Here is a 21,400-nt window from a genome sequence, read left to right as displayed (position 1 = left end):
CCGCCGCATCATCGCCGACCAGGGGGCCTGGCTGTGCTGGAGGGTCCCCTGTGAGCTAGCACCAGCCACATATCGTCATCTAATATAGAAATTGTCCAGATTGTCCTTCCGCTACCCAGTGTGCAGGCAAGCGATCCATGAGTAAGCAGGAGACGGGTTGACACCTGTGAGAGCCAAGGCCGGGAGCCACCTCCAGGAGTTCGGGCTCAGCTTTTTCTCAGCTGCCCATCATCCCCAGACGTCTCCGATGGCGCTGGAATACACAAAGACGCTGACACTGGTTCTCAAGGCCACGGAGTGCCTGGATGCGCGGGGCGCCTTCTTGTACCGGCGAGATCCTGACAATGATCGGCTGCTCCTGGCTGCGGCCAGTGGGGTGCCCTCGGACAGCGCGGAGGCGCTGGCGATTCTCTCCGATGAGCAGAATGTGGCACCGGTGCTCGCCATGCGGCGCGGTGACTATGCCTGGGTGGCCGGAGACAGTCTGGGCATCGGGGCGGCCGGCACGGCTGCGGTACCGCTCACCGGTACCGCTGGGCCGATAGGTGTGCTCTCCGTGATCACGGCAGAGAGCGAGCCCGACGAGGTACAACGATCTTTTCTGGGATCGCTGGCAGGATGGGTTGCCGCGCGTCTGGAAGACATCCCCGGCACGCCGCCCGCCCACGAATCGGAGGTCACCTCCGAGCGGACGGTCCGAATGAGCAGGCTGACCGCAGCGCTCGCTGAGGCCCTCACCTCCGAGGAGGTTGTCGGGGCCGTCGCGGCGCACGTCCTGCCCCCGTTCGGCGCCGACGGGCTCGTGGTCTGGGTAATGGAAAGCGGCCGACAGCGCGTGGTCGGCTCCGTAGGATACTCGCGGGAATTCCTTCGAATGATCAACGGGGTCCCAGTAGCCGACTACCCCGTGGCTGCCGACGTCCTGCGGACTCGTGAACCTTGGTTCGTGGAATCGCTCGGCGAGTATCGCCGACGCTATCCCACGCTGTCCAAGGTAGCGTCGGCGTCCCGCAAGAAGGCGTGGGCGTTCCTCCCCATGATCGCTTCCGGGCATGTCATCGGCGTCTGTGTAGTGTCTTTCACCCGACCTCACTCCTTCAGCGACGAGGAGCGCGCACTGCTGACCGCTTTGAGCGGCATGGTCGGACAAGCGCTGGAGCGGGCCCGGTTGTACGACGTGGAGCACGCCCGAGCACAGGGACTGCAACGCAGCCTGCTCCCTCGGACACTGCCCTGCCTCCCTGCTGCTTGCACCGCCGCCCGCTACCTCTCCGCAGGCAGGGGCGAGCAAGTAGGCGGCGACTGGTACGACGTGATCCCACTGTCCGCCGACAGGGTCGCCCTGGTGATCGGCGACGTCATGGGACACGGCATCCCCGAAGCGGCCACCATGGGCCAACTGCGCACCGCGCTGCGCACCCTGGCCGATCTGGACATGCCTCCTGACGAGCTGCTCAGCCGTCTCAACGACCTGGTCAGCGACCTGGGCGAGGACTACTACGCCACCTGCCTGTACGCCGTCTTCGACCCGGTCACCCGGATATGCTCGTTCTGCCTGGCCGGTCATCCCCCGCCGGTCATCGTTCTTCCCGACGGCACCATCGACACGCCGGACCTGATGGCCGACCCGCCGTTGGGGGCCGCCGAACCACCCTTCGAAACACACCAGCTGCTGCTGCCCGAGGAGAGCCTGCTGGTTCTGTGCACGGACGGTCTCGTCGAATCCCCCACGCAGAGTTTCGACCGGGGACTGGCCCTGCTGCAGCGAATCCTCGCCCAGAGTGCTGCGCCCGTCTTCACGGCGCGGGACAAGGACGACAACGTCCGACACCTCGACGACCTGTGCGACAAGGTGGTCTCGGCCCTGCTGCCCCACCGTGGCCGGACGGATGACGACGCAGCGCTGCTGATGGCCCACCTACGGGCCCTCGACGCCGACCATGTCGCCACCTGCAACCTCCCTGAGGATCCCCGCGCAGCCGGACAGGCCCGCGCATTCGTCCGTGAGCGACTGGGGGCCTGGGGGCTGGACGAACTCGCGATCACCACCGAGTTGCTCGCCAGCGAGCTGGTCGGCAACGTGATCAGGCACGCCGACGGGCCCATCCGCCTGCGCCTGGTGAACAGCCACTACATGACCTGCGAGGTCTACGACGGCAGCCTCAGCACCCCACGCATCCGGCACGCTGCGTACACCGATGAGAGCGGCCGTGGCCTGCAACTCGTCTCCGCCCTCTCTAGACGCTGGGGCGCCCGCTATCTGCGCGACGACGGCAAATGCATCTGGACCGAGCAGGAGATCCCTCCCCGCGCGGCATGAGATCAGCCTCATGGAACGAGGCCGGCGTGTGAGAGGAGTTGCACCTGGTACTGCTGAGGTAACTGCGGGTCGCGAAGAAGCTGGACTGGTTGCGGGCGTGATCGACTCCTCCCCAGCGGCTCGGCGCGGCCCAAAGCGGGCCGAGGGCGTGGATGGCGATGGCCAGGGCGGATCCGCCGTCGGCCAGGTCGATGCCCCAGGTCACGTGGCACTGGAGACCCGGCTCATCGACATCCCGCTGGTGCGGCCGCACAAGTTCTCGGTCGCGACGATGAACAGGCAAGGCGTGCTGTTGATCCGGCTCGTGACCGAGGACGGCATCGTCGGCTGGGGAGAGGGCGTCGTACCGGGAGGCCCCTGGTGAGGCGGGGAGTCGGTCGAGGGCATGGCGGCGCTCGTGGAGCGGCACCTCGCGCACCTAGTCGTCGGCCAGGACGTGCTATGGCCCGAGGCCCTCGCCCGACGGCTCGAACGGCTCGTCCAAGGGGCGCCGTTCGCCCGGGCCGGTGTCGAGATGGCGGTGTGGGACGCCGCCGGGCGGACGCTGAACGTGCCGGTGCACCAAGTTCTCGGCGGAGCCCAGCGTGATCGCCTGCCGGTGACCTGGGCGCTCGGGACCGAGCCCGCGCGGCCGTGGTCGAAGAGACCGCCCGCATCCTGGCGGAAGGGCGCCACACATCCTTCAAGCTCAAGATGGGTGCCATGGCCGCGCCGGCCGACGTGGCACGAGTGACCGCGATCGCCGATGCACTCGAGGGAGCGGCTCCGCTCGCGGTGGGCCTGAACGGAGCGTGGGACGAGTGCACCGCCCGCCGCTGGCTTCCCGCGCTGGCCGAGGCAGGTGTCCACCTGGTCGAACAGCCGCTTCCGGCGGAGCAAGTCGGCGGTCTCGCACGGCTGCGGGAGCGATCAAGCGCCGCGATCATGGCGGACGAATCGCTGTGGACACCGGCGGACGCCCTGCGCCTGGCCATCGTGCAGGCGGCCGACGTACCCGCCCTGAAGATCGGCAAGAGCGGCGGCCTGTCAGGGCCCCGACGCATCGCCGCCATCGCCGAGGCCGCAGGCATCGACTGCTACGGCGCCACCACGATCGAACCTCGCTCGGCACCACCGCCTCGGCCCACCTGTTCTGCGCCTTGCCTGCCGTCCTCTTCGGCACGGAGCTGTTCGGCCCCCTCCTGCTGAACGACGACATCGCCGCGGAACCCGTGACGTACGAGGACCGGCGAACTCCTCCTCCCCTCCGGGCCGGGATTCGGGATCACCATCGACGAGGACAAGGTGGCGAAACACGAACGCCACTGAACCCCGGCAAGCCCGCAACCGTCCCTTGACCTGCGGCTTCATAACTTTCGCAAGGCCCGCTAGTGCCCGGTCGGTGGGCCGACATCGTCTTGCCTGCACTACGGCTGCGTCCGGGTGCCGGGTGGGCGCTTCATCGGAGGTTGACTTGCGCCGCTGCCATGACGTTCGCCGGGCGCTCGTCGTTTGGACCAGGACCGTGCGTGCGCGGCGAACAACCGGTCCTGTTCTGCCAGCCACCTCTCACATGCCTCGTCCTCGTCGGCCTCCAGCCACCGGTAGGGGTCAGGAACGCGCTGGCCGTGCAGCTCGTCAGCGACCGGCAGGCGGTCAGCGGCAGGATAGGCCCGGCGATGGGGGGGGATCGCGGTGGGTTCCCCGGTAGCGCGGAACCCACCGCCTGCTCAGCCCCAAGACGCCGAAGTTAGTAAGGTCGGGCCTTCCGAAGCACCAGCTCCCCGCCGAGCCGGAACGACCTCGGACGGGTGTCGCCGCCGCGCCGCATCACGGTCTGTGGCACGCCTGCGCTCCGCGTGCCGTGGGGGTTTGCAACCTCGTCCGATTCGCGAAGGAGACGGTCCACCGTGGACGCCATCGACGAAAAGATCATCGCCGAGCTGACCCGCAACGCCCGCATCTCGCATTCCGAACTGGCCAGCAAAGTGCTGCTGTCCCGCAACGCGGTGCGCCAGCGCATCGAACGGCTGGAGCGCCAGGGCCACATCGCCGGCTACACCATCGTCCGCGCCGGTGGCGACACCGGTGATGTCGTCTCCGCGCTCGTACTCGTCTACCGCCAGGACCGTATGCGCGGTGGTGATGTCCTGGCCGCGCTCAAGCGCATTCCGGAGGTCGTCATCTGCGAGATCCTCAGCGGCGACTTCGACATCATGGTGCGCCTGGAGGCGGCCTCGCTGGAACGCATCCGGGGCATCTGGGAGGACATCGCCCAGATGCCCGGCGTACGGGACACGGTCACGGCGCTCACCCTGTCCAGGGTGGTCAACCGCCCGCGAGAAGAGCAGGGTCCGGTGGCAGCGGGGTGAGCAGCGCGGTGGCCTGCTCCCGGCCGAGCAGCCCGCCCTGGACCACGAGGTCCACCACGTCCGTTCCGTCGCGAGGGCCTCTTCACAACCCAGGCGGCGGCCGCGATGTGCGGGGTCAGGGCAGTCACCGAGCCCACTGATAGGGCGGCCTGCAGGCCAGGTGCTTCCTCGCAGTAACCGGTCGTCCATGGTCCGAACCGCTCCTGCAGGTCGCGCCACTGTCCAGAAAGTCGCGCTCGTCGCGGAAGGCGGTCATTGGACCACCTCACTGATGTGGTTGACGCAGACGACCTTGGGCTGGGTCATCTCCTCGAAGGCGAAGCGCACGCCTTCGCGGCCCATGCTGCCGTACTTGAATCCGCCGAACGGCATGGCGTCGAAGCGGTAGTCGGACGAGTCGTTGATCATGACTCCGCCGGCTTCCAGCAGCCGGGCCGCGTTCAGGGCGCGGTCCAGGCGCGAGGTGAAGATGGCCGCGTGGAGGCTGTAGTCGATGGCGTTGGCCCGCTCGATGGCGTCCTCGAAGGACGCGAACGGCTGCAGGACGACGACCGGGGCGAACACCTCCTCCTGCCAGATCGAGCAGGTGGCCGGGACGTCTTCCAGGACGGTCGGCGCGTACAGGGAGCCGGTGGTGTGGTTGCCGCACAGCAGCACCGCGCCCTCGGCCACCGCCGTGTCGACCTTGGCCCGGGTGGCGGCCGCGGCCTCCTGGGTGATCATGGGGCCGATGTCGGTGCGCTCGTCGAGGGGGTCGCCGACGCGCAGCAGTTTGGTGCGGGCGACGAAGGCGTCGCGGAAGGGCTCGTAGACCTCGTGGGCGATCAGGATCCGCTGGGTGCCGATGCAGTTCTGGCCCGCGGCCCAGAACGCGCCGGAGACACAGGAGGCCACGGCCTCGTCCAGGTCGGCGTCGTCCATGACGATGACCGGGGCGTTGCCGCCCAGGTCCATGGCGAGCTTTTTCAGGCCGGCCGTGCGGGAGATGGCCTCGCCAGTGGCGAATCCGCCGGTGAAGGACACCATGCGCACGTCGGGGGCGGCGACGATCGCGGCGCCGATGTCGGCATTGCCGTTGACGACGGTGACGATCTCCTCGGGCAGGCCGGCCTCGATGAGGGTGTCGACCAGGCGCAGCGCGGACAGCGGCGTCAGCGCGGACGGTTTGAGGATGATCGCGTTGCCGCCGGCGATGGCCGGGCCGAGCTTGTGGGCGACCAGGTTGAGGGGGTCGTTGAAGGGAGTGATGGCGGCGATGATGCCCAGCGGTTCATGGGTGAACCAGCCCTGCCGTTTCTCCGAGCCCTCGTAGGAGTCGAAGGGGATGACCTCGCCGGCGTTGCGCCGCGCTTCGGCCGCGGACAAGGACAGGGTGTTGACCGCGCGGGCGACCTCCTTGCGGGCCTGGGTGATGGTCTTGCCGGCCTCGCTGACGATCAGCTGGGCGAAGGGCTCGGCGCGCCGCTGGATCAGGCGGGCGGCGCGTTCCAGGACCGCGGCCCTGGAGGCGCGGGACAGCGCGGCCGCGGTGCGGCGCCCGCACCTGGCCTGCTGAAGGATGCTGCCGACGGCGCCTGCGTCGACCGTGGGCACCGAGGCGATGACCTCGCCGGTGTAGGGGTTGTGCACGGGCCTCGTGTCGGTGCCGAGTTCGATGCTGGGGGGCACGGCGGTGTCAGACACGGTGAGTCTCCTGGAGAGCGGGACGCGTAGGGGCGGTGTCGTCGTCCGCGTGGCGCTGGTGGATGGCGATGATGTCCGACAGCAGGGCGTAGGCGGTCTCGATGCGGCCAGCGCCCGGCCCGGAGACCGTGACGGTGCCGATGAGGTCGGTGTGGAAGGCGACTGCGTTGACCGGGCCGGAGATCCCCGCGAGCGGGTGCTGGGCGGGCAGGGCGAGCGGGGCGACGCGGGCATCGACGCTGCCGTCCTCGTGGCGGGTGGCGGAGCCGACCAGCTTCCAGCGCAGCCCCTTCGAGGCGGCGTCCCGCACCTCGTGGGGGGTGATCGCCAAGATGCCCTCGCAGAAGACGTCCTCGCGGCGTACGTCAGCGCCGAGGACCTCGTTGGCCAGGATCATGACCTTGAGCTGGACGTCGTGGCCCTCAATGTCCGCAGTGGGATCGGCTTCGGCGTACCCGAGCTCCTGGGCCTCGGCGACGGCCGCCGAAAGCTCGATGCCCTCTTCGAGGCGGCCGAGGATGTAGTTCGAAGTGCCGTTCATGATGCCCTGGACACCTGTGATTTGAAGGCCGGCGAACATGCGCTCGGCGGTGCGCAGGATGGGGGTGCCGCTGAGTACCGAGCCCTCGAACTCGAAGCTGACACCACGCTCGGCAGCCAGCTGCTTCAGCGCGCGGCCGGCGAGTGCGACCGGTCCCTTGTTGGTGGTGCACACGTGCTTGCCCGATTCCAGGGCCCAGCGCACATGGGAGAGGGCGGGCTCGCCGTCGGTGGGGTTGGTGAACGTCGCCTCCATGACGATGTCGGCCGGGACCTCGCGGATTACCCACTCGTTGCGCGGATCAGCGCTTCCGCCCGGCAGGCCCGAGAAGCTCAGCTCCCCGGGCGCGGCGGCCAGCAGCGGCGCCAGATCGATGCCGTCGGTGTCCACCAGGGAACCGGCCCGCAGATCGGTGATCGCCACCACCCGCAGGGCGAAGCCCAGCTCCTTGGCCAGGCGCTCCCCGCTCTGGGATATGAGCTCGGCAAGCGCGCGATTGACGCCGCCGAATCCGATGAGGGCGAGATCGTATCGGCCCATGTGAAAGCTCCTTCACAGTCCGCCGCACCCTTCACAGTGCGGCTGCTCAGAGCCTCGCTGTCCGGTCTGTCCCCTGCTCCATGGCGCAACGACCACCCGGCATGCCGATCTGCACCGTTGTGATGACGATTCGCTCACCCCGCGTCCGGCGACACGATCGCGGCCCCTATCGGTGCTTCATCTCCAGTCAGTTTCCCGCCGTTGATCTCGGAGTTTTCCGTCCGGCAGCCTCTTGACTCCCCTCCGGGACGCCTGCCCCAGCCCCACCACAAGCCCGTGGACGACCCGAACCGGCTGAACCGGACCGTCGCACCGGAGGAACTGGAGACCTTCACGGCGGCGGTGCGGCGCCACCTGCCCGGACTGGCTACTCGAAGCGGCTGCAGCTGAGTAGGTGTTTTTGATCCCTGGCCGTGAGGTGTGTTCGGCTGGATGATCTGGCGTGTGGGGGCTGGCGGGACGGCTCGGCGGTACTGCCGGGAGTGTGGTGATCCGCTGTCGCAGACGATGGCGGCAGAGGCGGTGTTCTGTTCGGGTCGGTGCAGGTCACGGCGGTGGCGGAGACGACAGCAGACCCGTGAACGGGTTATAGCGATGCAGCGGGGTGAGCAGGCTGAGTGCCCGGTGTGCGGCCGGTCCTGGACAGTGGGGGTGGAGCGGTCGAGGGCGGCGGTGTATTGCTCGGACCGTTGCCGGGTACGGGCTTGTCGTCAGCGGGCGTCACGGAACGGCGTTACGGAAACGCCATAGCCGAACGCCTCGCGGGCACCTCGAACACCCGTTGTTTGTCAGGGTAGTTGACGGAGACCATCGAGTGCTTCGAGCGCCCCCGGTTCACGCTCTGTCCCGGCGTGTCGCGCCCGCGTCACGGTGGGCGGTGACCGGGGCCGGCGCCCCATTGACCGGTCACGTTGTGGTGGCCGAGCCGGGCCCGGGTGAGGGCGGTGGCCGTCATGACCGACGTGAGCGACCGGATCGGGAACGTCACCCGGCAGCGTTACGAACAGCTCGTCACCCAGGCGAAGGACCTGATCGCGCAGGTCGCCCGCGCGCAGTTCGCCCTGGGCGACATGGCGCTGGAGATCTTTACCGACCGCAGATAGTGCTGCCCGTGATGTCCGTCTGTGCCTGTGACGTAGACGTCGCGGGCTCGTTTACCGACCGGGTCCGGAACGTCTGTCATGTTCTGGGGTCGGTACGGAGGACGAGTGGTACGGCACGTGGTCATTGGGGACTTGAGGGTCCAGCAGATCGATCGGAAGGACGGGCGGCGGTCGTGGACGATCGTGTGGCCCGAAGGCACTGTTCATGAGGAGGCGGACCGGTTCCTGCGTGAGTACGAGGGCTCGGGCACGCAGCGGACGTACGCGTACCTGCTGGTGGATCATCTGCGCTGGCTGGAGCGTGAGTGTCTCGGCTTTGACGCGGTGGTGCTACTGGACCTGGACCGCTACATGGGCCTCGTCGGCGCCGAGGTTCGGCTTCCGCTCGGGGAGCCGTGGCGTCTCGGCAAACGCCCCTACGGACAAGCCGCGCTCTCGACCGCGGCCGCCTGCCTGAAGGGGTTCTACCTGCAGTTGGCCGCGCTGGGCGTCAACCCGAACTTGGGCTCGGCCCTCAACGTCTCGCGGCTGCCGACCCGGGCCGACCGCAACCGCGCTCTGCTCGGGCATGCCACTCGCGGCCTGCCGGCGAACCCGCTGGCGCCACGGCGGGTTCGGCGACGGCACCCGAAGATGCTCCCCGAAGGCGCGAAAGACCGGCTGCTGGCCGAGGTGAACGCCGCCCGGGACCGCATGCTGGTGAGCTGGCTGACCGACGGTGGCTTCCGCATCGGAGAGATGTGCGGACTGCACCTCGTTGATCTGCATCTTCGCGAGAAGGCGGCCTGCGGGGACTGCCGGGCCCCGCACGTCCACATCTGCCACCGCGAGGCGAACCCGAACCGGGCCCGGGCAAAGACCAAGTACCCCTGGTCCGTGGAGAACGGAGTCGTCACCGGCGGGTTGATCAAACGCGTCAGCCCGCACATGATCCACACCTACTTCGAGTACCTCACGTGCGAGTACCCCAAGGATCCAGGGCACGGCATGCTGCTGGTCCAGCTCCACGGTCCGCAGCAAGGACAGCCGTGGGCGACGGTCGGAGCCCGCCGGATGATCGGCCGGGCCGCGGCCCGCGCCGGCCTGGGCAAGGTGAAACCCCACGCCTTCCGGCACGAGTTCGCCTCCGCGGTCCTCGACGCCGCCCGCGGCAACCTCCTGATCACCCGAGACGCGGGCGGCTGGGCCTCCACCAGCACCCCCGATGAGATCTACGGGCACGTCGACATCCACGACCCGGCCTTCGACGCGGCCCTGCGCAAGGTCTGGGGTGAGCAGGCATGACGATGGCACACGCGGGCTTGCGACTGCTTCCCGGACCGGATGGCCGCGAGTCCCGCGACCGGCTGGAGATCCTGACCGCCCTGATCGACGGGCCGTGTTTCGATCCGTTCCTGCGGGCCGACGTCATCGAAGTGCCCGCTGAGCATCCGGTCCTCGGCTGGAGATGCCGGGTCCCGCAGTGTCAGCGGGCCGGGCACGGCACCAGCGACCTCTGTGACACCCATCGCACGGAGTGGAGTGCCCGGGGCGGCGACGAGGCTGACCGCGCCGAGTTCCTCCGGACCGCCAAGCCTCTGTCGCCGACCCGGGCCGAGAGCCCCTGCCCTTGCCGGGTCGCCGGGTGTCAGCGCATTCCCATGGGTCACAAGAACCGGCTTTGCCACCGACACGACAGCCGCTGGCGCCGGGCCGCCGCCCGGGCACAAGCCCAGGGCGCCACGTTCGACCTCGAGGAGTGGCTGAGCAACGAGGCGCCCTATGCGGGTTTCGGTCTCTGCATGGTTGCCTCCTGTCGTGACGGTGCGCTCTCGCCGTTGGGGCTATGTCCCAACCACGACCAGCGCTATGCCCGGGACGGCCGTCCCGGAGGGGCCGAACTTGAGCTCGGGAGGAACTGGGTCCGCGCCTGGGAGGAGGACCCGTCGTCGGTCGCTGTCCGCTGTGACGACCAACAGGCGTTCCGTCAGTGGTGCCGCTCGGCCGACCCGATGCCGCGGATCGGCGAGATCAATCTGCTCGGCCTGCACCCACTGGTCAGGGCAGAGTTCCAGTGGGCGCTGTTCGCCCGCGTCCAGGACACCGTGGTCCGCACCCGCTGGTCGCCGTTCGCGATCCAGAGCCTGGTGAACTCCTGCCGGACGCTGGAGACCCTGACCGACCTCGACCTGGACTGCCTGCCGCGCCGGTCCCGGGGCCTTGCTCAGGTGATGCTGCGGTCTCTGCGAGTGGTCTACGTGACGCCGTCGGAAACGAGGGAGGCCGGTTATCTCGAACTCGATCACTTCGGCCCGAGCATCCGCGGCCTCTACAGCCACTACGACCTGACGGGGGTGTCCCAACGTTGGCTGCGTGACCTGCTCTGGGACCACTTCGCCCACCTGTTGCGGACCCCGGGCAGCCCACGCACCAAGGGACCCTACGACGACACGCGGAGAGCCTGCCTGGAGCTGAGCGGATTCCTGGAGATCGGTGCGGAGGGCGGAGGACACGATCCGGCCCTCCTGCAAGCCGAGCACGTCCACCGGTTCCTGGCCGACCAGCGCCACCGGGCCCGCAACCAACTGCCGTCGCTGGCTGTGCGCTTGAAGAACGGCAAGCCCAGTACCGTCACCGAGACGACCCTGCACTTCATCTTCAGCCACGCTCGAAAGATTATGCGGTGGGCTCTGGAGAGCGGGGCAGCCGACCGGACGGGCCTGGACCGGGAGTTCGTCACGGCTTTCCCGCCGATGGGCACCGGACGCCACCGGACCCGCAGCCCGTTTACTGACGAAGTCGCACGGGCCTTGGCCGACGAGGACAACCTCCAGCGGTTCGCCGGCACCCACGATCCCGACGACCGAGGCCTGCGCGATATCTGGGAGACGATCATCGTGACCGGGCGGCGGGCCAGCGAAGTGATCAAGCTGAGGCTCGACTGCGTCGGCCGCTACAACAAGCTCCCCATGCTCTGGCACGACCAGACCAAGGTCGGCAACTACGATCAGGCCGTCCGCATCCCCGAGTACACCTTCCAGCGGATCCGCGAGCGTCAGCGCAAGACCCTGGCCCGCTTCGAAGGCCGATTCGGCCGGCCGACCACCGCACCGGAGCGGGCCCGGATGGCCCTCTTCCCCGCTCCGAAGCACAACCCCGGCTTTGAACGGTCCGTCAGCTACGGGTGGTATGGGGCCGCCTTCCACGACTGGGTGTCCGAACTCGACTTGGGTTCGTGCGTCACCCACCAGGCTCGTCACACTCTGGCGACCAAGCTGCTGGCCAACGGCGCGGGACTGCACCACATCAAGCGGTTCCTCGGGCACATCTCGAACCGAATGGCCGAGCATTACGCCAAGGTCGCCGTCTCCGAGATCGAGGACGTGCTGCAGCACGTCTGGGTCGCAGGACCGGGAACCGCCCGTCCCGGCGAGGTGTTGTCCTCCTGCACCACCCCGCTCGACCGGCGCCAGGCCGAGGCCCTGGCCATGGATCTCACCCGCCGCAGCACCCCGGCCGAGGGCGGATTTTGCACCTTCCAGTCCGTGGTCGACGGCGGAGCCTGTCCTTGGGACCTGAACTGCCACAGCTGCGACAAGTTTGTGATGTCCGGCGCCGACCTGCTCTACTGGCGCCGCAAGCGCGAACAGTGGATGTCCATCGCGGAGCGGGCCCCGGACGACACCACCGCCGACTACCTTCACCAGGTCTTCGAACCGACCGCGCGCGCCATCGACGGCCTGGAGAAGGCTCTGGCCGGACTCGGACTCCTGGAAGACGCCCTCGCACTCGACCTGCGCAGGCCGCAGGACTACTTCCACCGCATGTGGTCCACCGCCTTCCGGGCGACAGACCTCGCGGACACGGCGACTGCCGAGCAGAACGCGTACGGCGACGAAGACACCATCGACGACGAAGAAGTATGCGCATGAACACCGCCGCCATCCCCGAACCGCGCACGACCGCCGCCCTAGCGGCCCGCCGCCGCAGCACCAAGGCCGCCGTCGAACGCGTCCACGAAGCCCTCACCCGGCTCCGCCGCGAGAAAGCCCAGATCAGCGTCGCCGCCGTCGCCCGCCGCGCGAATGTCTCCCGCACCTTCCTCTACGACAACGCGGAGGTCAGAGCCGCAGTCTCCGCAGCGATGACCGAGGCTGGCGCTCGGCGGGCCCAGACCCTCGCCGATCAGGTCACCGAACACGAGGCGACCTGGCGCCAACGCGCGCTGAATGCCGAGGACGCCCTCAAGGCCGCCCGCGCCGAGATCCTTGCCCAGCGGACTCGAATCGGTGAACTCCTCGGCCAGGTCCGCGACTTGGAGAGTGAGTGGACCGAGGAGAGCATCCAGCGGATCACCACCGAGAACATCACCCTCAAGCAGCGGGTCCGCCAGCTGACTGCCGAGAACCGAACGCTCGACGAGCGGCTCAAGGCCGCTCGATCCAACGTCCGCTTCCAAGACCGGCGCATGGCCGACCTCGAAGCCCAGATCGCCGACTCAACGGTGCACTGATTCGCCTCGGGCCGAGTTCAGACGGCGGTCTCACCGGCCGTGGCCGGTGAGACCGCGTCGCCCAGGCGGACACTGAGCTGGGAACCGAGCTCCTGGAAGCCCAGCGCACGTGCCACACGCCTTGACGGATGCGGCCGTGCTCTCCATTGCGGAAGCAGCCCGGCGTCAAGTGCATGCACCACCGCCGCAGACGCCACGACCCGCGCCAGCCCTCGGCCTCGATGACCCGGCGCAACGAGCACACTCAGGTGAGCCACCGACTGCGGCCAAGCCTGATAGCCGGCGACGGCAACCACGTCGTCACTCTCGCGGACAACGAATGCGGGCGAGGTGATGTCCTCCAAACCGCTTTCGCCGGCGTCCTCTTCACCGGCACGGGCCAGGAGTGCGGCCAGCTCACTGTCGCCGCACACCGCCTCCTCGATAGCGAGGCCTCCCTGCGCAGGCAGGAAGTTGGCGCGGTCGAGATAAAAGAGGGACGCAGGACCGAGTACGTCGAGGACGGGCAACACCTCACGCAGGCGGTCCTCGTCGACGAGCTCGTCATCGGACAGCTTGCTTGAAGCACCCGCCATCAGCTTGGCGACCTGCACGCTCGGCACGGTGACGATGCTGGCGCCGCCGAGGACCACGATCCCTGTCCACAACGGCGGACACAACCGCGAGCCAGGAGAGACCACAACGTTCGCCCCGTCCGAGGAGGAGAACTCAACTGGCCTCACCGCCAACGCTGTCCACAGCTCCCGGGCCCGGTCAAGCAAGCGTTCGCTAGTCATGGCCGTATCGTCTCGGGCCCCACGCCCCTGGACGAGTGATTTACCAGGGGGACAGAGGCCCCAGGCACCCTCGCGCACCCCGCTTCCGCGCACGGCATGACCACACGAACGAGCGACAACAGCGCCCCCAACTCGCCGTCGCGGACATGTAGTCTATGAATCGTCGCAGTTCAGAGGCGGTTCACGAGCTCCTGCGGTCGGTAAAGAGATCAAGCGCGTAGTCGCCGACCGTGAACTGGATCCGGCTGGCGGTCTCCACCAGTTTCCGCAGCTCGGCCACGATCTCCGCATAGCGGTCCGGGCTGACACTACCGACCCTGTCGGCACTCTCGATCTCTTCGGGCATGGCATTCACCACCCACCGCGGGACCGGGGCACTGCCCCGCGGCCGTGCCAAGACCCGGCCCGCTTCCCGGGCCGAGAGTCAGACCGAAAATGTGAAGATAACAATAAACGACCACAATTGACCGGTATCTGACCGGAGTTGCGGTTCGGATGCGTTCGCGATGCGGTCACTGTGACCGTTCGCCGAACGTTTCTTTCCGGGCCCGCCAGGCCCTCGTCACGCACCGCCGCGAGCAGTAGACCGCGTTCGACCGCCGGTCCACCCCGGCCACCCACGTCGCCCCGCACTCGGGACACTCGGCCCGGCCCACACCGCTCAACTCGGCGGCCACCCGCTTGCGCAGCCGGCGTTCCCGGCGCCACTGCCTGGAACGACAGGCCCCGGAGCAGTACACCGCATTCGGCCGCGCTTCCGGCTTCAGCCGTACACCGCAGCCGTCGCACACCCGCTCTCCAGCACGCCCCGCGTCCTCGGACACGCAGCCAGCCCAGGCCCCAAAGCCACCCAAAACCGGGGATCGAAAACAGGCACTGAAGGGGGGAGCTGTGGGGTCTCGCCGGCTGATGGCGCGTATCGCTGCGGCCGTCTCATCGCTGGCCGCGTTGGTTGTGGCGGTCGCCCTACCGGGAGTAGGCACGTGGATCGTGACAGCGGTCCTCGCTGGGCTTGCTTCTGCTCTGGGCGGGCCTGTGACGCGTGGCGCCGACCACGCCCTTGCACGTGGCCGTGAGGCCCTCGTGGATTCCACGCCAGTCGCCCCTGCCGTCGTCGAGGCCGGCGAACCGTACGGCAGGATCAGACACGTTGGCCCGATTCCCGCAGGGAGGCAGGAACGGCAGAACTCGCCCGGCTGGGTAACGGAGGGAGTCGCTACCAGCGTGTACCCGACGATCGAAGCCACCGTCGAGCGGGCCGTCGCCATGGTGTGTTGGTAGCTGTAGCGGCGCGCGCTGTCGATGGAGACGGCGGCCCGATCGGCCACCGCCTGGACCGTTTCGAGGTCGTCGTCGTTGAAGGGGTGCGATGCGCCGGCCCGACCCACAAGGACGACGCCGACCGGGCGGCCTGCCGTGATCAGAGGGGCGACGAGAAGTGAGTGGATACCAGCCGCACGGAAGAGCTTGGTTCATTCAGGGTCTACGGTCACCTTCTGCAACAGCTGCTCCGAGGCCACGTTGCCCAGCCACGGCCGCCCGCTGTCCAGGCAATGTCGTGTGGCGACGCCACGGGGAACGTCGACATACGGTCCTGCTCCGCCCATCTGCTGCAGCAGCCATTCCAGGGGGGCCTGTGATCGGCGGTCACGATGAATTGCAGGTCCACCCAGAAGGTGGAGAACGGGCCGCGACTGCGGCATGGAAGGGGATCTGATCGATGGGACGCATGACCAACCCATATCTGCCCGACACGGACCGAGGAGCACTGATCGTCCTCGACACCGACCAGCTTGAACTGGCCGGCTTCCCTGACGGGGGCGTGTTCAGGATGCTGCACACGACGGCCAACCTGCACGGGCACACCCTCGCGGTGCCCCAGACCGTGGCGATCGAACACCTCGCGCACCACCACTTCGACGCCCAGCAGCTGACAGGGCGTTCACCGGAAGACGCTGCCCGCCGCCGACGTGAGGCTCTCCACGCGTTCTTCACGATCCTGCCGACGCCCGAAGGCGCCGCGGAGGAGGCCTTGGACCGAGTGGCCGAACGCCGTCTCCCCGCCCGAGCCGCATCGGTCGACGGAGACGTCGGCAAGGCCGAAGCCCACGGCATCCGGGACACCGTGGTCTGGCTGACCCTGCTCGCCGCTTTCGAAGACCGGAACCAGATGCTCTGGTTTCTCTCCAGTAACCAGGACTTCGCCGCGCGCTCCGCGTTTCACCCCGATCTGCGTGCAGAAGCAGAACAGCGTCTGGGCACGGACAGATCACTTTTCCTGGCTCTGGTGAAGGACGGCATTCCCGCGCTGTTGAAGCGATGGGGTACCAAAGTGGTGGTAAGTGCCCAGGACTTGAACCTTCTGGTGCGGTCGGAGTCGGTTGTGCAGCAGGTGCGGGCCGTGATCACGGGGCCTGTGCGACCTTTCGCCCCGCACTTCCCGGTGCCCGGCACGGGCCTCCTGGCCTTTGACGGCCGGCTCGGCAGACCTCTGGCCTATCAGATCGACGACAGGCTGTGGGTGCCCAGCCGAATCCGCTGGAGGGCCCGCGGGGAGGAACACGCCTGTCCCGGCTCCTCGTTCATCATGACGCGGGTGCTGCTGGAGCTCAGCGTCGAGCCGATGCTCGTGCTGGGCGTGACGGTTCTGGACGTCAGCACCGCCGAACCACCCGCTGCGAGAGGGCAGTATGAGACCTGATGCTCGATCGAGGCCCTGCACGGCGATGGCCGCGCCCGTTCCGCACGGCGAGATCCGCCTTGCGGACGGCGCCGGGCACGCCACGTTTGGTTTCGTTGGTGGAACCTGACACCACGTGTCGCCCAGGGCCGAGAACGCTCGGTTTCGGCGGAGGGCGGTGTCTGTGAGTTCTGGCAACACTTGAGGGCTTGCGGTGGGCCGACCCGCCTGCCCAGAGGATCCTCCCAGGCGGAACAATCACCCCTCATGGGAGAAGCACTGCAGGTCATCGCCATCGTCGCGGCCACGTTCGCCACCGCGGCCCTGTCGGCGGTGGCCGGGTTCGGCGGCGGAGTGCTCCTGTTGCCGGTGTTCGTCGCCGTCCTCGGCACCCGGGACGCCGTCGCGGTGCTGACCGTCGCGCAGCTGGCCAGCAACGGCAGCCGGGTGTGGTTCAACCGCCGCGAGGTCGACCGGCGCCTGGTCGGCATCTTCGCGATCGGCGCCGTCCCGGCCGCCATCGCGGGAGCGTTGTTGTTCGCCACCGCCCCGCTGCCCGCCCTCACCCGCCTCATCGGCGTCTTCTTGCTGGTCATGGTTGCCTGGCGGCGCCGGAAACCGCACGCCGCCCGCCCGGACGACACCGCGTTCGCCGCCGTCGGGGCCGCGTCCGGGTTCGGCTCGGCGCTGGTCGGCTCGGTCGGCCCGATGGTCGCCCCGTTCTTCCTCGCCCGCGGCCTGCTGCGAGGCGCCTACATAGGCACCGAGGCCGCCTCCGCGGTGGTGATGCACCTGACCAAGCTGGCCGTCTTCGGAGCCGCCGCGGTGCTGACCGCTTCCAACACGCTCATCGGCCTGGCCCTGGCCCCGGCCAGCACCGCCGGCGCCTGGGTCGGCAAGAAGATCGTTAACCGGCTGCCCGCCCACGTCTTCGTCATCGTGGTCGAGATCGGCCTGATCGTCTCCGGATTCCTGCTGGCCATCACCGGCGGCTGATCACCCTCAGGCCCCGGTCGGCAGGGCACCGCAGGTTCGGAATACCCCCTCTCCACCAGCATTCAGGGCGGGGTGGAGCCCGCCCGGTACGGGGTGTGGGTACAAGCACCGGACGACGTGAAGGCCGGGCCCGGCGACTCGTACGACGACGTCCCCACGACCCGGTTGCCGCCCCCCGTCGACGGAGCAGCAGATCCTCGCAGAACGCCGGCCCTCGGGCTGGGTCCGGCAAGCGCCGGCGCCATCCCCGCTAAGTCTCCGACAACCGAGCTCGCCTCGCCGTCACGGCCTACATCTGGACCCGAGTCACCCACGGCGAGACCCAATCAGCCCCATGCCCTCCAAAGGCTCGCCACGACCCTGAGCACGAAGCGGCATGAAGCCGGATCTGCCACGACATCGCCCACTGGCGCAAGCACAACAAGCAGCCCTACTACCAGCAGATGAAGCCCCTCCTGGACGCCTACGCCGACCAGCTCATCCACGTCATCGCCACCGAACACTCCGATCACCACTCACATGCCCACTAGCCAAATGAAGCGCTCAGTCTGTGACACCCTCCAGCGGAAAGCGGTCTCGGCAGTACCCCGATTCCAGCCACTCCTCCTTCACGAAGAGCGGACGCGTAAGCCCAATGCCGTTGCGATAGCTCGTGGGCGTACGGGCTTCTGGGGCGCCCGGCTGCGCTGCCGACACCCGGATACCAAGCGCCGCGAAGGTTGTTCCTCGACGACGGACAGTGCCTGGTCCGCTTCTTCCCGGAGAACGGCGGCCCGCCCGTCGACTATGACTTCGCCGCCTTCCCGGTCGCCCGCGAGCTGGTGGTGTGGCTGGCGACCGCGTTCGCAGCGGCGACTGCCCCGGCCGGGCGGCGCCGGACGACGTCCTCGGCCAAGAGCGCCTTCGCGATGCTGCGCCGTTTCGCACAGCATCTGGCCTCGTTGAACCGCCCGCCAGCCAATCCGGCGCAGCTTCGAGCCGCCCACCTGGAGAGCTTTCAGATGGCCGCACTGGGCACGCCGAACCTGAACAGGGAGCTGCCGACGCTGCGCTCGGTGCTGCGGTTCGCACCCGACGGCGCCGGGCAGGACTTCCTGGCGCGGCTGGCCAGCAAGGGCCCGGAGCGCAACTCCACGCCCACCGCCAGCTACACCACGGCGAGTTCGACCGCATCACCAGCACCGCGCGCTCCCAGTTGCGGCGGGCCGCCGACCGGATCTTCGCCGGGCGGGAACTGCTGGCCCGCTGGCGGGCCGGGCAGATCGACGCCGAAGCGGAGCCGTGAACCTGGCAGCACGGCGAGCTGCTGGACCACGTGGAGCGACACGGCGACGTCCCTCGCAGAGACACCCGCTGAGGCCGACAGCCCGACTCCTGCGTCCGTCCGTTCGGGGCGGGCCGACTGATGGCGGACCTGCACCTGACCTTCTCCGACATCGGCGCGGCCGGCGTGCTGCTGCTCTGCCTGGCCGGGCAGAACTACTGCACGACGGAGGCCCGCAAGCAGGAGATGACGCCTCTGGGCTGGGCACGAGTTCGCCCGAAGTTGCCCCAAACCAGGCGGTCTCGCAGCTGTTGTCCGCGAGTCACCTTGCCGTGCCGGTTACGTCTCGGCGGCCCTCGTCGCCCCGAGCGCCGCCAGCTCCTTCGCAGCCTCCGTCAGGTCCTTGGCCGTATCGAGCGTCCGCCAATACATTCCCTGGGACAGTGAGAAACCCGCAAGGCGTCCTTCGCGAGCCAAACGGGGCAGGGTCGTACGTTCGTGATCTCCTCTCTCGGGCAGCAGGTCCGCGAACCCAGCGGCGAAGACGTACACGCCGGCGTTGATCTCGTACGGAGACGGCGGTGCCTCGACGAAATCGACGACGCGCCCGAAGCCATCCGTCCTCACGGCGCCCCAGGGCAGTCGTGGGCGGGCCAGGGCCAGAGTGGCGACCGCGGCTCGCTCCTGGTGGAAGTGCGCCATCTCCTGCAGGGAGAACCTCGCCCAGACATCACCGTTCAGCGCATACCAGGGTTCGTCGGGCCGTGGCAGCGACGCGGCGGCATACTTCAGACCGCCACCGCGTCCGAGCGGCTCGGTCTCAATGACCGTGGTGACGCTCAGCGGCAGGTCGGCGGTCTCCAGCCACTCCATTACTACTTCCGCAAGATGGCCCAAGGAGATCACGGCGTCGGTAACCCCCTCATCAGCGAGCCATTCCAACTGATGGCCGATGATCGGAGTGCCGGTTCCCGGGATCTCAACCAGCGGCTTGGGCCGGTCATCGGTATAAGGACGCAGACGCGATCCCTGCCCTCCCGCGAGGATGACAGCTTGGGTGACAGGCGGAAGTCCGCCCGCCGGGCTCGAACGCTGTCGGGGCTGCGGGGCGGGCTGTGCGGTGCGGGCCTGCTGGGTTGAACTGGGCTGAGGCCAGGCAGCCGATGTGCGCTCGGGCCCCGGCGGCCTAGTAGATGGCTGCGGGCGGGCCTCGGGCTCGGTCGGGGAACTGCGCTCGGGCCCTGGTGGCTGAGCAGACGGCCGTGAGCCGGTGTGGAAAGCGGGTGTGAGCCGTGCAAGGGCGTCGACGAGCTGGCACATGAACCCCTGACGGGCCGGGCGCGGCACCGGCTGGAAGGCCGGCGTGGTGCGCGCCAGAGCGATACGCAGGTGGGATCCGAAGGAGTCAGGCTGCATCGGAGCCTCCCCGCATGGACGCGTCGGCCGTCGTCTCGGCCATGTTCGCGGCAGCGATTGGGGGCTTCGGTTCCACGGTCTGGTGGGACAAGCCTTGCCGGAGGAGCTGTTCCACGATCTTCGGCGCCGCGATGCCGACCGCGAGAGCGCCCAGCGGGCCGGCGACCTGCTGGGAGGCGCCGAAGGCGGCGGCCAGGCCAGCGCCCAGTCCGGCCCTGATAACCACGGAGGCCAGGTATGCAGAGAGCGGGACCTCGCCTTCATTGCGCCAAGGGAAACCCTTCACCTGCTGGATCGCGCGGTACAGGGCCAGGCCCTCAACCGCAGCCGCTCCGGCTAACCCCCACAGGGCCGCTGTCCACCAGAGCACCTGACCGCTCCCTCCCCTTGCTGAAAAAGCCGGGCTGGCACGACGATTGTGCGCCACCTTGGCGACCCAGGACAGACTGCGGCAGACATGACAAGTGGCCAGGCCCACACCCACTGGGAATCGTGGCCTGATCTCGGCCGGATCTGACGTGGCACCGCTGGTGGCGTGCGCGGTGTGTGCGAGCCTGGCAGCAGCTGTTGAAGGCTGCAGGTATGCGACTGGGCGGTTTCTACGCGCCGGCGGCCGGCGGCCGGCGTTCTTCCAGCACCTCCAGGACCTCGACCTTGGCCGCGGGGACGATGTAGGCCCCGGGGATGTAGTGGTTCGTGGTCCACCAAGCGTCCTGCGCCCCTTCGTGGCCCGACCGCCCCCACTGCACCATCTCCACCTCCTCACCGGGACGGAAGATCCTCAGCTTCTGCTCCAGAGAGGTGGCGTGATGCTCTGCGCGGATGCGGACCCGGGCCCGCACGAACCAGTCCTGCGCCCCCAGTGAATCGTGCTCGCTCATTCCTCAAGATCTATCCGAGGAGGCCTGCCCCGCGCAGCCGGCCACGGCCTCGGCGACGGTGTCGTTGATTCGTCCAAGCGTCCCGGAGTGCGGACGCGGGGCCATCGCGTCCTTACGGCAGATCATCCGAGCAGTCACCATGTCCCCTTCAGGAACAGGCACGATCGTTTCCAAGCCTGTTGGTACGCGGGAACGGCAGATGAAACGTGATCGATTAACATCGCAAGCAACAGCTCGCAATGGGCGAGAGAACAGGCGGTCACTAAGGGTTGTCCCGTAATTGGTCTTTGCCGGGCAGGATGGCCTGCGTTTCTCTGCTATCCGGCGAGGGTGAGGTTGTGCAGGCGGGCGATGCCG

At 68.4% G+C, this 21,400-nt stretch carries 18 protein-coding genes and 2 pseudogenes; 11 read left to right on the top strand and 9 right to left on the bottom strand.

Going from position 1 to position 21,400, the window contains the following annotated elements:
- The first annotated feature begins 247 nt into the window (after positions 1-247).
- The 3 genes and pseudogenes from ACZ5SK_RS46070 (at position 248) to ACZ5SK_RS46060 (ending at position 3,508) form a co-directional block, all read left to right on the top strand.
- Complete coding sequence (locus ACZ5SK_RS46070) at positions 248-2,320, top strand: ATP-binding SpoIIE family protein phosphatase (RefSeq protein ID WP_069764794.1); 2,073 nt, start codon at positions 248-250, stop codon at positions 2,318-2,320.
- Positions 2,321-2,330: 10 nt separating this feature from the next.
- Positions 2,331-3,053, top strand: a pseudogene (locus ACZ5SK_RS46065) (hypothetical protein).
- Positions 2,954-3,508: an enolase C-terminal domain-like protein gene (locus tag ACZ5SK_RS46060; protein ID WP_468577926.1), complete on the top strand. Its 555-nt coding sequence runs from the start codon at positions 2,954-2,956 to the stop codon at positions 3,506-3,508. Before ACZ5SK_RS46065 ends, ACZ5SK_RS46060 begins: the two are co-directional and overlap by 100 nt.
- Positions 3,509-3,726: 218 nt before the next feature.
- Here ACZ5SK_RS46060 and ACZ5SK_RS46055 read toward each other — a convergent pair whose 3' ends face one another.
- Positions 3,727-3,951 carry a hypothetical protein gene (locus ACZ5SK_RS46055; protein ID WP_176742575.1) on the bottom strand — a complete coding sequence of 75 codons (225 nt, stop codon included), beginning with the start codon at positions 3,949-3,951 and terminating at the stop codon, positions 3,727-3,729.
- A gap of 258 nt (positions 3,952-4,209) precedes the next feature.
- Between ACZ5SK_RS46055 and ACZ5SK_RS46050 the strand changes: the two genes are divergently transcribed.
- Positions 4,210-4,671, top strand: coding sequence for an Lrp/AsnC family transcriptional regulator (locus tag ACZ5SK_RS46050; RefSeq protein WP_079141225.1), 462 nt, complete (start codon positions 4,210-4,212; stop codon positions 4,669-4,671).
- Between the two features lie 252 nt (positions 4,672-4,923).
- On the opposite strand, the gene ACZ5SK_RS46045 is transcribed toward ACZ5SK_RS46050, so the two are convergent.
- Complete coding sequence (locus tag ACZ5SK_RS46045) at positions 4,924-6,354, bottom strand: aldehyde dehydrogenase family protein (protein WP_069764792.1); 1,431 nt, start codon at positions 6,352-6,354, stop codon at positions 4,924-4,926.
- On the bottom strand, positions 6,347-7,435 hold the full coding sequence (locus ACZ5SK_RS46040) for a homoserine dehydrogenase (RefSeq protein ID WP_069764791.1): 1,089 nt from the start codon (positions 7,433-7,435) through the stop codon (positions 6,347-6,349). The genes ACZ5SK_RS46045 and ACZ5SK_RS46040 overlap by 8 nt, the downstream gene beginning before the upstream one ends.
- Positions 7,436-8,388: 953 nt before the next feature.
- Here ACZ5SK_RS46040 and ACZ5SK_RS46035 point away from each other — a divergent pair.
- From ACZ5SK_RS46035 to ACZ5SK_RS46020, 4 genes are all read left to right on the top strand, one after another.
- Positions 8,389-8,538 carry a hypothetical protein gene (locus tag ACZ5SK_RS46035; protein WP_468158879.1) on the top strand — a complete coding sequence of 50 codons (150 nt, stop codon included), beginning with the start codon at positions 8,389-8,391 and terminating at the stop codon, positions 8,536-8,538.
- A 132-nt stretch (positions 8,539-8,670) separates the two neighbouring features.
- Positions 8,671-9,822 (top strand): tyrosine-type recombinase/integrase, encoded by a 1,152-nt coding sequence (locus ACZ5SK_RS46030; protein ID WP_334581524.1) that lies wholly within the window; start codon positions 8,671-8,673, stop codon positions 9,820-9,822.
- Positions 9,819-12,449: a tyrosine-type recombinase/integrase gene (locus tag ACZ5SK_RS46025; RefSeq protein WP_334581525.1), complete on the top strand. Its 2,631-nt coding sequence runs from the start codon at positions 9,819-9,821 to the stop codon at positions 12,447-12,449. The genes ACZ5SK_RS46030 and ACZ5SK_RS46025 overlap by 4 nt, the downstream gene beginning before the upstream one ends.
- Positions 12,446-13,030, top strand: a complete 585-nt coding sequence (locus ACZ5SK_RS46020) for a DUF6262 family protein (protein ID WP_334581526.1) — start codon at positions 12,446-12,448, stop codon at positions 13,028-13,030. Before ACZ5SK_RS46025 ends, ACZ5SK_RS46020 begins: the two co-directional genes overlap by 4 nt.
- A 17-nt stretch (positions 13,031-13,047) precedes the next feature.
- Here ACZ5SK_RS46020 and ACZ5SK_RS46015 read toward each other — a convergent pair whose 3' ends face one another.
- From ACZ5SK_RS46015 to ACZ5SK_RS46005, 3 genes and pseudogenes are all read right to left on the bottom strand, one after another.
- Complete coding sequence (locus ACZ5SK_RS46015) at positions 13,048-13,806, bottom strand: GNAT family N-acetyltransferase (protein ID WP_334581527.1); 759 nt, start codon at positions 13,804-13,806, stop codon at positions 13,048-13,050.
- Between the two features lie 181 nt (positions 13,807-13,987).
- On the bottom strand, positions 13,988-14,152 hold the full coding sequence (locus tag ACZ5SK_RS46010; RefSeq protein WP_334581529.1) for a hypothetical protein: 165 nt from the start codon (positions 14,150-14,152) through the stop codon (positions 13,988-13,990).
- A 166-nt stretch (positions 14,153-14,318) separates the two neighbouring features.
- A pseudogene (locus ACZ5SK_RS46005) lies at positions 14,319-15,260 on the bottom strand (GAF domain-containing protein); the annotation flags it as partial.
- A gap of 266 nt (positions 15,261-15,526) precedes the next feature.
- Here ACZ5SK_RS46005 and ACZ5SK_RS46000 point away from each other — a divergent pair.
- From ACZ5SK_RS46000 to ACZ5SK_RS45990, 3 genes are all read left to right on the top strand, one after another.
- Complete coding sequence (locus tag ACZ5SK_RS46000) at positions 15,527-16,507, top strand: PIN domain-containing protein (protein WP_334581530.1); 981 nt, start codon at positions 15,527-15,529, stop codon at positions 16,505-16,507.
- A 246-nt stretch (positions 16,508-16,753) separates the two neighbouring features.
- Positions 16,754-17,482 (top strand): sulfite exporter TauE/SafE family protein, encoded by a 729-nt coding sequence (locus tag ACZ5SK_RS45995; RefSeq protein WP_334581531.1) that lies wholly within the window; start codon positions 16,754-16,756, stop codon positions 17,480-17,482.
- 719 nt (positions 17,483-18,201) lie between these two features.
- Positions 18,202-18,888: a hypothetical protein gene (locus ACZ5SK_RS45990; protein WP_457496030.1), complete on the top strand. Its 687-nt coding sequence runs from the start codon at positions 18,202-18,204 to the stop codon at positions 18,886-18,888.
- Positions 18,889-19,085: 197 nt separating this feature from the next.
- Here the strand turns inward: ACZ5SK_RS45990 and ACZ5SK_RS45985 are convergent, their stop codons facing one another.
- The 3 genes from ACZ5SK_RS45985 to ACZ5SK_RS45975 all read right to left on the bottom strand — a co-directional run bounded on the left by ACZ5SK_RS45985 (position 19,086) and on the right by ACZ5SK_RS45975 (position 21,043).
- Positions 19,086-19,793, bottom strand: coding sequence for a nucleotidyltransferase family protein (locus tag ACZ5SK_RS45985; protein ID WP_334583739.1), 708 nt, complete (start codon positions 19,791-19,793; stop codon positions 19,086-19,088).
- Between the two features lie 358 nt (positions 19,794-20,151).
- Positions 20,152-20,532, bottom strand: a complete 381-nt coding sequence (locus ACZ5SK_RS45980) for a hypothetical protein (protein ID WP_334581535.1) — start codon at positions 20,530-20,532, stop codon at positions 20,152-20,154.
- Positions 20,533-20,761: 229 nt separating this feature from the next.
- Positions 20,762-21,043: a hypothetical protein gene (locus tag ACZ5SK_RS45975; protein ID WP_334581536.1), complete on the bottom strand. Its 282-nt coding sequence runs from the start codon at positions 21,041-21,043 to the stop codon at positions 20,762-20,764.
- Positions 21,044-21,400: the final 357 nt, after the last annotated feature.

It is taken from the genome of Streptomyces sp. NPDC031474 (assembly GCF_055581185.1).
Note: the sequence above shows the minus strand (reverse complement) of the source record. Positions and strands in the feature narration are given on the sequence as shown.

Bases quoted from the DNA above. Each gene is read 5' to 3' on its own strand.
- ACZ5SK_RS46070 (WP_069764794.1), top strand. From the start codon at position 248: ATGGCGCTGGAATACACAAAGACGCTGACACTGGTTCTCAAGGCCACG.
- ACZ5SK_RS46040 (WP_069764791.1), bottom strand. From the start codon at position 7,435: ATGGGCCGATACGATCTCGCCCTCATCGGATTCGGCGGCGTCAATCGC.
- ACZ5SK_RS46035 (WP_468158879.1), top strand. From the start codon at position 8,389: ATGACCGACGTGAGCGACCGGATCGGGAACGTCACCCGGCAGCGTTAC.
- ACZ5SK_RS46025 (WP_334581525.1), top strand. From the start codon at position 9,819: ATGACGATGGCACACGCGGGCTTGCGACTGCTTCCCGGACCGGATGGC.
- ACZ5SK_RS46020 (WP_334581526.1), top strand. From the start codon at position 12,446: ATGAACACCGCCGCCATCCCCGAACCGCGCACGACCGCCGCCCTAGCG.
- ACZ5SK_RS46015 (WP_334581527.1), bottom strand. From the start codon at position 13,806: ATGACTAGCGAACGCTTGCTTGACCGGGCCCGGGAGCTGTGGACAGCG.
- ACZ5SK_RS46010 (WP_334581529.1), bottom strand. From the start codon at position 14,152: ATGCCCGAAGAGATCGAGAGTGCCGACAGGGTCGGTAGTGTCAGCCCG.
- ACZ5SK_RS46000 (WP_334581530.1), top strand. From the start codon at position 15,527: ATGGGACGCATGACCAACCCATATCTGCCCGACACGGACCGAGGAGCA.
- ACZ5SK_RS45995 (WP_334581531.1), top strand. From the start codon at position 16,754: ATGGGAGAAGCACTGCAGGTCATCGCCATCGTCGCGGCCACGTTCGCC.
- ACZ5SK_RS45975 (WP_334581536.1), bottom strand. From the start codon at position 21,043: ATGAGCGAGCACGATTCACTGGGGGCGCAGGACTGGTTCGTGCGGGCC.